This window comes from Halomonas sp. CnH100-B (genome assembly GCF_024124605.1).
Classification (GTDB): Bacteria; Pseudomonadota; Gammaproteobacteria; order Pseudomonadales; family Halomonadaceae; genus Vreelandella.
Window position 1 is genome coordinate 133,121 of record NZ_JAMXRX010000003.1, and the last position, 13,903, is coordinate 147,023.

Sequence of the window (13,903 nt, forward strand, 5' to 3'; positions counted from 1 at the left end):
GTGATGCTTGGGCATGATGAAGCCCATGGGGTACCATGCTTCAACCGTATGAGCCTAGCGTCGCGGCGGCAGGCAACCCCGCTGCTCGAGGAACCGGAGGAATATCCATGGCAGTAGCCCATAAGTTTATCGTCGCTGACGACCATCCGCTGTTTCGTGCAGCGCTCACCCAGGCGTTGCGCCAGTTGGCCCCCCAGGCTGAGATTGTCGAAGCCGACACCATGGAAGCCACCACTGAGGTCGTGAATCGACACCCCGATGCAGATTTGATTTTGCTGGATCTCCACATGCCCGGTGCCCACGGCTTTTCGGGCCTCATCCAGTTGCGCGGTCAGATGCCGGATATTCCGGTTGCCGTGGTATCCGGCAGCGATGAGCCCTACGTCGTGCGCCGTGCCATCGACTACGGTGCCTCGGGTTTTATTCCCAAGTCGTCATCGCTACAGCTGATCGCCGAGGCGGTGGGTGAGATTCTGCAGGGTGAGGTGTGGTTACCGGAAGCGCTGGCCAACGTCCTCGAAGAGACCAGCGAAGAGGAGTCGCGCTTTGCCGAGGCGATCGCCTCGCTCACGCCCCAGCAGTTTCGCGTACTGAACATGCTCACCGAAGGTCTGCTGAACAAGCAGATCGCCTATGAGCTGAACGTCTCGGAAGCAACCATCAAAGCCCACGTAACGGCCATTCTGCGTAAGCTGGGCGTGCACTCGCGCACCCAGGCCGTCATTGCCGCGCAGAAGCTGGAAGTGGAGCCGCCAAAAGTCGAGTCGTAACGGCTAACGACCGGTGAACAGCGCCGCGCTTAGATGTTTCTAAGCGCGGCGCTGCTGTTTTCGGGCTGGCGATTAGGGATTGGCGCGGCTGGCCTGCAGCGTGCGGGTTAGTAGCGCACGGAGGGCGGCGGGTTTCACCGGCTTCAATAACAGCTGATAGCCAGCGCGCTTGACCTCTTCGGCGACGGCCTCGGTACGGTCGGCGGTAATCACAATGCCGGGAACGGCGCCGGTGAAGCGCTCGCTCAGTGCTTCTAGCGCCATCAGACCGGTGACCTCGTTATCCAGATGATAATCCGCCAGGATGGCGTCAGGATCACCGTCCATATTGCGTAGAATCGATTTCGCCCCGCCAATGCTGGTGGCGGTGAATACCTCGCAGCCCCAGCCGCTGAGCATCGCGGTCATGCCTTCCAGAATCAGTGTTTCGTTGTCGATACACACAATCCGTGTGCCCGCCAGCTTATTACCGCTACGACGGCCGCTGGGCTCCTGTTCTGCGACGGTTGCCTCCCGGGCCGCCACGATAGGCACGCTGACCGAAAACACCGTGCCCACCCCTTCCCAGGAGCGCACTTTGATGGGGTGATCCAGCACGCGACTCATACGGTCGGCAATGGAGAGGCCCAGCCCCAGGCCTTTTTCGCTCTCTTTATGGCGGGACACCTGGTCGAGTCGACGGAACTCCTGGAAGATCTCCGTTAGCTTGGATTCAGGAATGCCTGGACCGCTGTCCCACACCTCGATCAGCAGCCTTCCCCCCTGACGGCGACAGCCGAGCAGTACACGCCCCTCTTGGGTGTAGCGAATCGCGTTGGAGAGAAAGTTCTGCACGATCCGGCGCAGCATCTGGGGATCGGAGTCCACCCACTGCTGGGTGGGCACCACGACCAAATCGAGCCCACGATCATCTGCCATCACGTCGAATTCGGCACGTAGCGGGCGGAAAATGTCGGCCAGGGCGAAGTGGCTACGCCGTGGCGTCAGCGCCCCCGCATCCAGCTTGGAGATGTCCAGCAGCGTGCCCAGCAGCTCCTCGGCGGCTTGCAACGAGTTATCGATATGGCCAATGGTGCGCTGAGTGTCGCTGGCGGTGACGTTCTGCATCAGCGCCGAGGTAAACAGGCGCGCGGCATTCAGAGGTTGCAGTAGGTCGTGGCTGGCGGCAGCCAGGAAACGGGTTTTCGAGGCGTTGGCGTCTTCCGCGAGCTGTTTCGCTTGGCGCAGTGCCTGCTCCGCTTCGGCGCGTACGCGGTTCTCCTGGCGCAGGGCCGCGTTGGCTTCTGACAGCGCCTGGGTGCGCTCGCGCACCCGCTCTTCCAGGGTTTCATTGGTCTCTTTCAGAGCAATTTCCGCCTGGCGGCGCTCGGTAATGTCTTGATACAGCGCAAAGAAGCCCAGAATCGACTGACTATCGCCAAAGTGCGGGGTGTAGGTCACCAGCATATAGCGCATGGCATCGTTGACCCGCATGGAGACTTCAAAACTCACCCGTTCACCGGCCAGGGTGCGCTGTACCCAGGGCACTCGCTCTTCAGCCTGTTTTACCGGCAGCACGTCTTCGTAGCGCCGCCCGATCACCGCGTTGCGATCGATGTTGAACGCCTGCTCGTAGGCGCGGTTAGTAAACAGGTAGCGGCTCTCTTTATCGAAGTAGGCAATGAGCGCCGGGACGTTATCGGTATAGATACGGATGTTGTTTTCCGAGCGGATCAGCGCCTCTTCGATGCGCTTCTGTTGGGTAATGTCTTGGTAGGTATAGACAAAGCCGCCGCCGGGCATCGGGTTGCCCTGTACTTCCAGCACGCTGCCGTCCTGGCGGTAGCGTACGTAGCGGTGGGGTTGGCCATCGCGAATGTTATCCAGCAGTAGCTGCACGTGCTCTTCCGGGTCGCCGGGGCCGTACTCACCGTTGTGGGCGTTATAGCGGAAGATACGGTCCATCGGTGCGCCGACGCGAATGATGTGGTCGGGGAAGCGGAACAGCTCTAAATAGCGCTGATTCCACACCACCAGGCGCAGGTTCTGATCGACCACGCTAATGCCTTGATTGATGTTCTCGATGGTGGCCTGCAGCAGGGCGCGGTTGAACTCCAACACCTGAGACGCTTCATCCACAATCGAAATGACATCGGAAATGCCGATGCCTCGCCCTTGAAGAGCAGAGTTCACTACGATCCGCGCCGACGATGCCCCCAAGACAGAGGCGAGAAACCGCTCGGTAAATTGGATCACGTCGATGGAGGCACGGGTACCGTCATCTAGCGGCTTGCCCGCTCGGCGTGCGTAATCATCGAAGGCGCGATCGACTTGGCCCGCCCCCAGGAATCGCTCACACAGCACTTTCAAATCGCCCACCGTCGTGGCCCCCGTCCAGGGGCGATTCACGGAGGTTTGCCGGGTTTCGACGCTATCCACAAACAGCGAGGCCTGAATGCGCTCCACGACTCGCTGCGAGGTGACCTGCGAGACAAAGATATAGCAGAACAGGTTAATACCCAGCGACAGCATGACCCCGTGGGTAAACGTATCTCCCAGGTTCAATCCAAACAGCGCCGTGGGTGACAGCCAATTAAGTCCCAGCGGGCCACCGGTAAGCCACGCTTGAGGCAGCACGCCAGCGTTAATCATGGCGGGCATCAGCAGGCTATACGCCCAAATGGCAAAGCCCACGTTCATGCCCACGATCACGCCCAAGCGGTTGCCGCGCTTCCAGTACAGCCCGCCAATCAGCGCCGGAGCAAACTGGGCCGCTGCAGCAAACGAGAGCATGCCGATGGAGGCCAGCGAGGTGAACTCGCCAATCAGCTGATAAAAGCCGTACGCCATGGCCAGCACGGCCACGATGGTGAGGCGGCGGGCGCGCAGCACCAAGCGGCCATAGTCTCGGGCTTTGGTATCGAACCAGCGCAGCCTGAAGAGCGCGGGAATGACGATCTCGTTCGAGATCATGATGGACACCGCCACCGCCGCCACAATGACCATGCCGGTGGCGGCAGAAAAACCGCCGATGAAGGTAAGCAGCGTTAGCCACTGCTGGCCGGACGCCATGGAGAGGGCAAGCACATAGGTATCCGGCTCCACGCCGCTTTCAGAGAACAGCAGCAGGCCAGCGGCCGCTAGAGGAACCACGAAAAAGGCAATCGCCAGCAAATAGAGTGGGAACAGCCAGCGCGCTTTGGTGGCATCGTCCGGATGAATATTCTCCACCACGGCCACGTGAAACTGGCGCGGTAGGCACAGAATGGCGAGCATGGCGAGTAGCGTTTGCGCCCAGAAGCTTTGACCGAAGTCTTGGTTAGCGAGCTGGCGCTGCAGCTCTAGCTGGCTTTCGGCGTGACCCATCAGCTCGCCTAAGCCGTCAAACATGCCCCAGGTGACGAAGGCGCCCAGCACTAAAAACGCCACCAGTTTGACCAGCGACTCAAAGGCGACCGCATGAATCAAGCCTTCGTGGTGTTCGGTGGCATCGGTGTGCCGGGTGCCAAACAGAATGGCGAATATCGCCATGACCACTGCCACGTAGAAGGCCGTATCGCCAAACAGCGGGGCGTGTGTCATGTCTTGGGCGTCGGTCAAGACGCTGAAGGTCGTCGAGACGGCTTTTAGCTGTAGCGCGATATAGGGCAGGGTGCCAATCAGGGCGACCAAGCTGGCAAAGGCGGCGAGAGACTGGGTCTTACCGTAGCGCGAGGCGATGAAGTCGGCAATGGAGGTGACGTTTTGGTGCTTGGCAACGCGGATCATCTTCGCCAGGACGGGCCAGAAGAGCAAAAACGTCAGAATAGGCCCCACGAAGATACTGGCAAACGACCAGCCTGCGGTGGCTGCTTGGCCCACCGCGCCGTAAAACGTCCATGACGTGCAGTAGATGGCGAGTGCCAAGCTATAAATAATGGGTCGGCGGCGGCTGGCGCCGTGGGTACGAGCACGCCGGTCGCCAAACCAGGCAATACCAAACAGCACTGCGATATAGAGCAGTGACACCGCGACCAGCAGCCCGCCATGAAACATAGTGTCTCCTCACCAATCGTACCTGTGACGATACGTCTAAGCCGTACGTCGCCTAGCAAAGGGCCCCATTCTAGGCGAAGGGAGGGCGCTACGTCTGCCGTTCGTTGGCCAGTTGGCAAACGGTAGTTAGCAGCGGTGACGTTTCCCGCAGAGATCGAAGCGCGTCGAGATCCGCTTCGCCGCTCTCGGGGTTTAGCGGAACCAGCTCTCGGCTTGAGCAGTTAAGGATGTAGGGCTGTGTAGTGATCAGGTCCGTATGGCGACGCTCGAACTGATACAGAATGAACTCGGCCACCACGTCGCCCTCGACGGTTTGCGAACGGACGTTTTCGCTATCCACCACGCTGAAGGTCGTGGTCATGGGAAATAGCAGGGTCCACGGCCGCCAGATCTGGCTAGAGGTGTCGCTGGAGATCACTTTGGCCGTGTCCGGCAACTGTTGCTGCTTGTGTTCATACCAGCTGTACTCGAACTGAACCTGGTAGCCCAGCATCCCCAAGCCGCCAAACACCGGCACGATCCACTTGGGAAGTCGTTTACGGCTCAAGGTGCGAAGCAGTAGGCCAATCCCGGCCGCGGCAAGGCCTGCAAACACGGCGGCCACTAAGTGCCAAATCATACGTTTTCCTTCTGAAAAGCCATCGGGCTCCCCTAAGGAAGCCCGATGGAAGATGGTTCCGTTCGCTATTGGCCGACGGCGCAATAGGGTGGAACGATTATGACTTAGTGATCAACCGCAGCACCAGCACCTTTCGGATAGCGTACGCTTTCCACCAGGTCCTGAATTTCTTGCGGCGGCGCGTCGGTGGCGTTGGAGACAACGAAGGCCACGGCAAAGTTGATCACGGCACCTACGGCACCAAACGAGAGCGGTGAAATACCCAGCATCCAGTTGTCCGGCGTGTTGGCCAGCATGTTGGTGCCCGGAATAAAGAACCAGCCTAGGTAGGTGAAAATGTAGAGCAGGGTGCAGATCAGGCCTGCCAGCATACCGGCCACCGCACCTTTGTTGTTCATACGCTTGGAGAAGATACCCATCATCAGCGCAGGGAACAGCGAGGCACCGGCAATACCGAAGGCAAGCGCGACCGTTTGAGCGGCAAACCCGGGCGGGTTGAGCCCTAAGTAGGTCGCCAGCAGGATCGCACCACCCATGGAGATACGGGCTGCCAACATTTCGCCTTTTTCAGAAATTTTCGGGTTGATCATGGTCTTGATCAAGTCGTGACTGATCGCTGACGAGATTGCCAAGAGCAGACCCGCTGCGGTGGAGAGCGCCGCCGCGATACCGCCCGCTGCGATCAGACCCACTACCCAGCCGGGCAGGTTGGCAATTTCAGGGTTCGCCAGTACCAGGATGTCGTTGTTCACCTCCAGCTCGTTGCCTTCCCAGCCGCGGTCTGCGTAGTCAGCAGCGCCGTTGTAGAACTGAATCCGGCCATCTTCGTTCAAGTCGTTGTGAGTGATCAGGCCGGTCTCTTCCCAGGTGCGGAACCACTCAGGACGATCGGCATAGAGGATCGGGTTACGCGCGGCCTCTTCGTAGTTCTCGGTTTGACCTGCCATTTCCGGATAGACGGTGGTCATCAGGTTCAGGCGTGCCATGGAGCCCACTGCGGGAGCCGTCAGGTAGAGCAGGGCGATGAACACCAGTGCCCAGCCCGCTGACCAGCGCGCATCGGCGACCTTCGGTACGGTGAAGAAGCGGATGATCACGTGGGGCAGACCCGCAGTACCGACCATCAGTGACAGAGTGAACAGCACCATGTTCAGCTTGTTGTCCACGTCAGCGGTGTAGTCGCGGAAACCAAGTGCCGACACCACGTCATCCAGCTTTTGCAGCAGTGGAACGCCGGATTCGGTGTGCGTGCTGAACATACCGAACATCGGCAGCGGGTTGCCGGTGAGCTGCATGGCGATGAACACCGCCGGAATAGTGTAGGCAATGATCAGTACCACGTACTGCGCTACCTGGGTGTAGGTGATGCCTTTCATACCGCCGAACACGGCGTACATGAAGACGATCGCTGCGGCAATCCAGATACCCCAGGTATTGCTCACTTCCAGGAAGCGGGAGAACGCCACGCCTGCGCCGGTCATTTGGCCGATGACGTAGGTCACCGACGCAATGATCAAGCACACAATCGCCACTAAACGCGCGGTGTTGCTGTAGAAGCGATCGCCGATGAAGTCAGGCACGGTGAACTTGCCGAACTTACGCAGGTACGGGGCCAGTAGCATCGCCAGGATGACGTAGCCACCGGTCCAGCCCATCAGGAACGTAGAGTTCGCGTAGCCGCCAGACGCGAGCAGACCCGCCATGGAGATGAACGATGCCGCCGACATCCAGTCGGCTGCCGTGGCCATACCGTTGGTAATGGGGTGTACGCCGCCGCCGGCGACATAGAAGTCTTTGGTGGAGCCCGCTCGCGCCCATATCGCAATCCCGATATAGAGCGCGAACGAGGCGCCAACGAACAGTAAGTTGATTGCAAACTGGCTCATGCTGGCTTACTCCCCCAGGCCGTATTTTTTGTCGAGCGTGTTCATTCTCCAGGCGTAGAAGAAGATCAGCACGATGAAGGTAAGAATGGAGCCTTGCTGAGCAAACCAGAAGCCCAGGTCCGTACCGCCAACGGGAATGCCCGCGAGCAGCGGACGGAACAGGATGGCACATCCGTAGGAGACAAATGCCCAAACCACCAGGCATCCGAAGATCAGCCGGACGTTGGCCTTCCAGTATTCAGCAGCATTGGATTTATCGTCTGCCATTGTGTTGCTCTCCAGTTGTGATTTTTAGGGTTGGAAAGTGAACTCAAGATAGCGTGTGGTTCATCAGGGCAACCCCGCATGGAACACCGCGCTGGTGAGTGAGCGGTAAGTCAGCGTTGCCAAGCACGTCACCTTCTTATTGTTAAGCCGTTTTGTGTCGTTAAGGGGTGATCGGCAAGTTATCGTCAGCGGCTTGAAGTGCGTTAGACAGGTGGTGTGCGATTACCCTGTATGACTCGCTGATAATACTGGGCAATAATCGCCGAAAATAAATCCCAGACTTTGGTATCAGGCGCTTTTAGTCACGTGGCAAACAGGAGTTGTATGAATATAAAGCATTATTTTTCATGAGCTTTCAGCGTTCTTTAAACGCCTTCCTGGCGGTGATAGGACAATGGTCTATGGCTCGGTTAAAAGCAATGTTTGCTACCTTAACAAGTGGTGTTTAGTCGATTTAAAAGGGAGTAAAAAAAGCCACTACTTTCGTCGCTAAACAAACGTCGTTAAGACGTTAGCGCTATAGCGGAAAGTATAATGAGTCAATGTGTCTACAGGTCGTCAAACCGTTTCTAGTTCTCTTTAGTCACTGCCCTTAAGTGAGGTCGCCCATGGTAGACGTGGATCTCTCCCAACTGCCGTTTTCGCTGATGGATGATGCGGGGCGCGATCACGTTCGTCGCGGTATGGACCTTGCCTACTTCGACCGGGATGAAATCATTCTTGAGATGGGCCAGGCAGGCGAGTCGGTATTTCTCATTCACAAGGGAGAGGTCGCCGAGCTGGACCCCACGCTACCCGCCGCCAGCGCGCGGATTGGCCACTACACGGCCGGGGACTTGTTTGGGGCGATCAGCATTCTCAACGGTAAAAGCCGCTACCGTTTCCAGGCCGAACAAGAGTGCTTGTGCTATGTGATGCCTAAAGCGCTGTTCGTGCAGCTCTGCCGACACTATCCCCCTTTCGAGCAGTTCTTCAAACAGTCGCTCTCCCATAAGGCGCGCCTGCTCACCGAAAAGCGCGCCGAGGGGGGCGTGACGATGGCAGGCTTCATGCTAGCCAAGGTGCACGAGTGCATGCGTGAGCCGCTGTTGATCGACGCATCGAAAAGTATTCGCGATGCCGTGCGTCAGTTAAACGAGAGTCACGCCGATAGCCTGCTGGTAGGGACGCAAGGCGCGCTGGGCATGGTCACCAAAACCGATCTGCTCAATGGCTTAGTGCTGGGGGACAGCACCCAGCATACCCCGGTAGAGGCGTTGGCAAACCAGGCGCTGGTCACCGTGACCCCCGAGCAGTACCTGTTTGAAGCGCTGATACTGATGACTCGCCATAAGGTCGCCCGGGTCGTGGTGATGGAGGACGAGTGCGCTCGGGGTGTCGTAGAGCTGATGGACGTGCTGAGCTTCTTCTCCAGCCGCAGCTACGTAGTGAGCTTGCAGGTCGAGCAAGCCAATAGCCTGGAAGCCTTGGCGGCCGCCAGCCAGCGTACGCCTGAGTTGGTCAACGCGCTGATGGCCCAGGGCGTGAAGCTGCGCTTTGCCATGGAGTTACTGGCGGCGCTCAATGGTCGCATCATGAGCAAAGCGTGGGGATTTACGGTGCCCGAGCAGTACCACCGCCATAGCTGCCTGATGGTGATGGGCAGCGAAGGGCGCGGCGAACAGATTCTAAAAACCGATCAGGACAATGGCCTGATCCTGGCCGACGACTGCCAGTGGCCCGAGGTGCACGAGGCGATGAGCGGGCTCACCGACACGCTGATCCAGTTGGGTTACCCGCCGTGTCCTGGGAACATCATGGTGTCCAATCCCGAGTGGGTGGGCACCGTCTCGCAGTGGAAGAGCCGTATCGCCAAATGGGTGAGCGCCCGGGACGGTGACAGCTTGATGAAACTGGCGATTCTGCTCGACTCCCACGGCGTGGCAGGTAACCCCGCGCTACTGGATCAAATACGTGAGGCGCTGTTCGAGCGCTGCTCCCACGATGAGCTGCTGCTCTCTTACTTTGCTCGGGCAGCGCTGCGCTTCTCGACGCCGCTGACGCTATTTGGCTCGCTGAAGAAGCCCCAACACGGTATCGATATCAAAAAAGGCGGCATCTTCCCTATCGTGCACGGCGTGCGCACCATGGCGCTTGAGCGGCGCATCAAGGCCACGTCGACCCTGGATCGCCTGGAGGCCCTGGCCATCGATGGGCGGTTGGATCGACGGTTTGCCGATGATCTCGGCGAAGCCCTGGCGCTATTCACCGAGTTGCGTCTTCGCCAGCAGCTCCAGGACATGGAGGGCACCCACGCCAAGCGTACCAATCGGGTCGTGGTACAAGAGCTTTCTTCACTGGAACGAGACCTGTTGCGCGAAGCCCTGCACATCGTGAAAGACTTCAAGCAGCGTCTTTCCCACCGCTATCATTTGGAGTACTCGTGAGCGGAATGCGCCTGTTAGACCGACACATGACGCTGCTCAGCGGCTCGCTGAGAACGCTGCTTCAGCGAGAAAGCGACCGTCGCCGCTGGGCCGATTCGCCGTATGCCTGGCTATTTCAGCCCTACATGGGGGAAGAGTCCGTGGCCATGGCCTGCCAGGTGAGCGAGGGTCAGCCAGCGGTGATCAGCGTAGCGGCGGTGGTACTGAACCCGCGCCGTGTGCACACCAGTCGTATGTGGTGGGCCACGTTGTCGGTATCGCCCGCGCTAGTCCCTGCTACCCTGCGACGCCATCACCAGCTACACGCCACCGACGCGCCGCGCACGCCAGATGCCGAGTGCCTGACGGAGTTGGCCGACTTCATCGGCAACCGGCCGCTGGTCGGCTGGCAGTTGGAGCACACCCTCGAACCTTTGAACGGGCTGTTCAAAAGCGTATTGGGGTTTGGTCTCCCCAACGCCCAGGTGGACGTTGCCAAGTTGCATGGGCGACAGCTGCGGCGGCTGCATCCACACATCGATACCCTCGACCCGCTTGGCGTAGCGTTGGCTCGCTGGCAGCTACCGCCATTGATCTGGCCCAGCGTGGTCAGTGAAGCCACCGCCAGCGCGCTCCTCTACCTGCGTTTACAGCGTGAGATCGCCCTGACGGCCTAGGGTTTGTATTGGGTAGAGCTTCGGAGTGTTGTTAGAATACGCGCTGCTCCTTCACCCATCGGCAGTGCGACGATCATGTTACAACCTGACTACTTTGACCCTACTGCGTCAGACAGCGCGTCTGACGAGTCCCTTGCCCAGCAGCATGAGCTGCAGGATGCCAAGCAGAAGCGTGAATTCAACAAGTTGCAAAAACGCCTGCGGCGCGAAGTGGGAAATGCCATCATCGATTACAACATGATCGAAGAGGGCGACCGGGTCATGGTGTGTCTCTCCGGTGGCAAAGACAGCTACACGATGTTGGAGATCTTGCGCAATCTTCAGCGCAACGCGCCGGTCAATTTCTCGCTCGTGGCGGTCAATATGGACCAAAAACAGCCTGGTTTCCCGGAGCACGTGTTGCCCCAGTACTTAGACAAGCTGGGGGTGGAGTACCACATTCTCGAACGTGATACATATTCGGTCGTGAAGGAGAAAACGCCGGAAGGAAAGACCACCTGCGCGCTCTGTTCACGTCTGCGCCGTGGCTCGCTGTATGGGTTTGCCGACGAGATTGGCGCCAACAAGATTGCCCTGGGCCACCACCGGGAAGACATTCTGGAAACGCTGTTCCTGAATATGTTCTTCGGCGGTACGCTGAAGGCCATGCCGCCGAAACTGCTCTCTGATGACGGGAAAAATATCGTGATTCGCCCGCTGGCGTACTGCAAAGAGGCGGACATTGCAGAGTTTTCACGGCTGATGGCGTTTCCGATCATTCCCTGCAACCTGTGCGGTTCACAGCCCAACATGCAGCGCCAGATCGTCAAAGAGATGTTGGCAGAGTGGGACAAGAAGCACCCTGGCCGTTTGGAGAGCATGTTCAAAGCCGTCACCAACGTCGCCCCTTCCCAGCTTGCCGACCGCGAGCTATTCGACTTTGCCGGTCTGGAAGCGAAGCAGGCGGCGCTGATGGAGAGCCGCATTCAGGCGTTTAACGTGTAATCGTCTGCGCCTCCTCTTCTGCCAGGGTGATGAGGCGCTGCATGTCCAAAATATTTACCTCGCGACCCGAAACGGCCACCACCTCCTGCTGCTGAAAGCGGCTGAGAATACGGCTGACCGTTTCCACCGCCAGACCCAGGTAGTTGCCCATATCGGCCCGCGACATCGACAGCCGAAAGCTGTAGGGGGAGTAACCCCGGCGACGGAAGCGGTCAGAGAGGGTAATTAAAAAGCTGGCCAGCCGCTGGTCGGCGGTTTTGCGCGATAGTAAGCGCATCATCCGTCGGTCATCGCGCAGCTCCTTACTCATACTGCGGTAAAGTTGGCCGCGCAGCTCAGGTATCTCTTCTGAGAGGGTGTCCAGGCGGTCAAACGGAATTTCGCACACCGTGGTAGTCTCCAGGGCAATCACGGTGCCGGGGTAGTGCTCTTCGTCGATACCGTCCAAGCCGACCAGCTCGCTGGGCAGAAAGAAGTTGGTGAGCTGATCGTTACCGTTCCCTTCGCTGGTCACCTGTTTCAAACTGCCAGAGCGCACGGCATAAACGCTGGTGAACGCGTCGCCCTGACGAAACAGCGGTTCGCCCTTCTTCAGCGGCGAGCGACGGCGAATGATGGCATCGAACTGGCTCATATCCTCAAGCTCCAGGGCAAGCGGTAAGCACAGCGAGCTTAAACTACAGGTTTGGCAGCGCGCTTCTTGCAGCAGTGAACGTCGTTGGCTGGCAGGATATGACATGGGGGTCTCCCTTCTTATTCGCCATCATGGGTACAGGGGGCAGGTGGCTCAAGGCGCTCACACGATCTTCGAGTAGCGCTGGCCATCCTGGCGTTGTAAGTGGGTGTCGAAGGCCATGGCCAGGTGTCGAATGAGTAGCCGCCCCACCGGGGTGGCGGTGAGCCGAAGCCCCTGACGCGTTAACAGGCCATCCCGTTCGGCGATTTCCAACCGCTCAAGGGCGTTGGCAAAGTAATCTGCGGCATCGACCTGCCAGCGCTGGCCGACAGTGTCGAGGTCAATGGCCATATCGCACATGAGCCGCTCGATGACCTCTCTTCGCATTAGGTCATCCTTATTTAAACGTAACCCTTTCACGGTCGCCAGCCTACCTTCATCTAAGGCCGCTTCATAGTCAGCGAGCCGGGTAGGGTTTTGCGCGTAGCTATCGTTGATCCGAGAAATGGCCGATACCCCCAAACCAATCAAGTCGCACTCGGCGTGGCTGGAATAGCCTTGAAAGTTGCGCTGCAGGGTGCCGTTGCGCTGCGCCTTGGCCAAGCTGTCGTCGGGGCGCGCGAAATGGTCCATGCCGATATGCACATAGCCCGCCTGGGTCAGCATCGCAATGGTGGTATGCAGCATGGCCAGCTTCTCATCGGCGCTGGGCAGGTCGGCGTCCTTGATGCGTCGTTGGGGCGCAAAGCGGGTCGGCAGATGCGCATAGTTAAACACCGACAGCCGTGCGGGACCTAGCTCGATCACTTGGCGCAGCGTGTCCGCGAAACTCTTCTCGGTTTGTAAGGGCAGGCCATAAATCAAATCGAGGTTGAGCGAGCGAAAGCCGAGCCGATGGGCTTCATCCATTAGCGTTTCGGTGAGCACCCGGGGCTGAACGCGATTGATCGCCGCTTGTACCTGTGGATCGAGGTCTTGTACGCCCAAGCTCAAGCGGTTGAAGCCCAGCGACTGCAAATGGCGCAGGGTAAAGACATCCGCCTCACGTGGGTCGATTTCGATGGCGTAATCACGGTCCGGCGCATTGGAGAGGCCAAAGCGTGCGTCTAAGCGGTCGATCAAATCGCTCATCTGAGCCAGAGTGAGAAACGTTGGCGTGCCGCCGCCCCAGTGCAGCTGCTGCACCGGACGCTTTGTATCCAAATGGCGCGCAGTGAGCACCATCTCGCGATCCAACCGTGATAAGTAGGGTTCGGCCAGAGCGGTATTTTTTGTAGCTATTTTGTTGCACGCGCAGTAAAAGCAAATTTTCCGACAAAACGGGACGTGCACGTACAGTGAGAGCGGTTTTCGGCTGGCGTTGCTGCGCGCAAGCGCCTGGCTCATATCGTCAGCAGTGAATTGGTCATGAAAAGAGAGCGCCGTCGGGTACGAGGTATAGCGCGGGCCGCTGGTGTCGTAACGGCGTAGCAGTGCGTCGTCCCAGGCAGTGGTCTCCGCCGCTGCGGAAGAGGGGTGAGCGAGGGCAGCAGTGGCGTTAACGGGCATAGGAAGCGCTCCGACGTAACAGGGCAAGCAGAAAAGCGGATGCGCCAATGTTACGCC

Annotated in this window: 10 protein-coding genes; 4 read left to right on the forward strand and 6 right to left on the reverse strand. The window is 58.8% G+C overall.

The annotated features are described in order from the left end of the window. Positions 1 to 107 precede the first annotated feature (107 nt). The gene (locus tag NH398_RS07355; RefSeq protein WP_016916171.1) at positions 108 to 770 is read left to right on the forward strand and encodes a response regulator transcription factor; all 663 of its coding nucleotides are present in this window, start codon (positions 108 to 110) and stop codon (positions 768 to 770) included. A gap of 72 nt (positions 771 to 842) precedes the next feature. Here the strand turns inward: NH398_RS07355 and NH398_RS07360 are convergent, their stop codons facing one another. From NH398_RS07360 to NH398_RS07375, 4 genes are all read right to left on the reverse strand, one after another. Next, positions 843 to 4,784 carry a NahK/ErcS family hybrid sensor histidine kinase/response regulator gene (locus tag NH398_RS07360; RefSeq protein WP_253017552.1) on the reverse strand — a complete coding sequence of 1,314 codons (3,942 nt, stop codon included), beginning with the start codon at positions 4,782 to 4,784 and terminating at the stop codon, positions 843 to 845. A gap of 88 nt (positions 4,785 to 4,872) precedes the next feature. Next, complete coding sequence (locus NH398_RS07365; protein WP_159343128.1) at positions 4,873 to 5,403, reverse strand: hypothetical protein; 531 nt, start codon at positions 5,401 to 5,403, stop codon at positions 4,873 to 4,875. 104 nt (positions 5,404 to 5,507) lie between these two features. Beyond that, on the reverse strand, positions 5,508 to 7,289 hold the full coding sequence (locus tag NH398_RS07370; protein WP_159343127.1) for a sodium:solute symporter family protein: 1,782 nt from the start codon (positions 7,287 to 7,289) through the stop codon (positions 5,508 to 5,510). Positions 7,290 to 7,295: 6 nt separating this feature from the next. Next, positions 7,296 to 7,556 carry a DUF4212 domain-containing protein gene (locus tag NH398_RS07375; protein ID WP_159343126.1) on the reverse strand — a complete coding sequence of 87 codons (261 nt, stop codon included), beginning with the start codon at positions 7,554 to 7,556 and terminating at the stop codon, positions 7,296 to 7,298. Between the two features lie 608 nt (positions 7,557 to 8,164). On the opposite strand from NH398_RS07375, the gene NH398_RS07380 reads away from it, so the two are divergent. The 3 genes from NH398_RS07380 (at position 8,165) to ttcA (ending at position 11,622) form a co-directional block, all read left to right on the forward strand. Then, complete coding sequence (locus tag NH398_RS07380) at positions 8,165 to 9,982, forward strand: putative nucleotidyltransferase substrate binding domain-containing protein (RefSeq protein WP_253017554.1); 1,818 nt, start codon at positions 8,165 to 8,167, stop codon at positions 9,980 to 9,982. Between the two features lie 5 nt (positions 9,983 to 9,987). Continuing rightward, positions 9,988 to 10,638 carry a DNA polymerase III subunit epsilon gene (locus NH398_RS07385; RefSeq protein WP_253018133.1) on the forward strand — a complete coding sequence of 217 codons (651 nt, stop codon included), beginning with the start codon at positions 9,988 to 9,990 and terminating at the stop codon, positions 10,636 to 10,638. A 75-nt stretch (positions 10,639 to 10,713) separates the two neighbouring features. After that, positions 10,714 to 11,622, forward strand: coding sequence for a tRNA 2-thiocytidine(32) synthetase TtcA (gene ttcA / locus NH398_RS07390; RefSeq protein ID WP_159343124.1), 909 nt, complete (start codon positions 10,714 to 10,716; stop codon positions 11,620 to 11,622). Here ttcA and fnr read toward each other — a convergent pair. Then, a complete protein-coding gene (gene fnr, locus NH398_RS07395; RefSeq protein WP_253017556.1) occupies positions 11,612 to 12,361 on the reverse strand; it encodes a fumarate/nitrate reduction transcriptional regulator Fnr in 750 nt (249 codons plus the stop codon). The two genes, ttcA and fnr, sit on opposite strands and share 11 nt — an antisense overlap. A gap of 57 nt (positions 12,362 to 12,418) precedes the next feature. After that, the gene (gene hemN, locus NH398_RS07400) at positions 12,419 to 13,846 is read right to left on the reverse strand and encodes an oxygen-independent coproporphyrinogen III oxidase (protein WP_253017558.1); all 1,428 of its coding nucleotides are present in this window, start codon (positions 13,844 to 13,846) and stop codon (positions 12,419 to 12,421) included. Between the last annotated feature and the right edge of the window lie 57 nt (positions 13,847 to 13,903).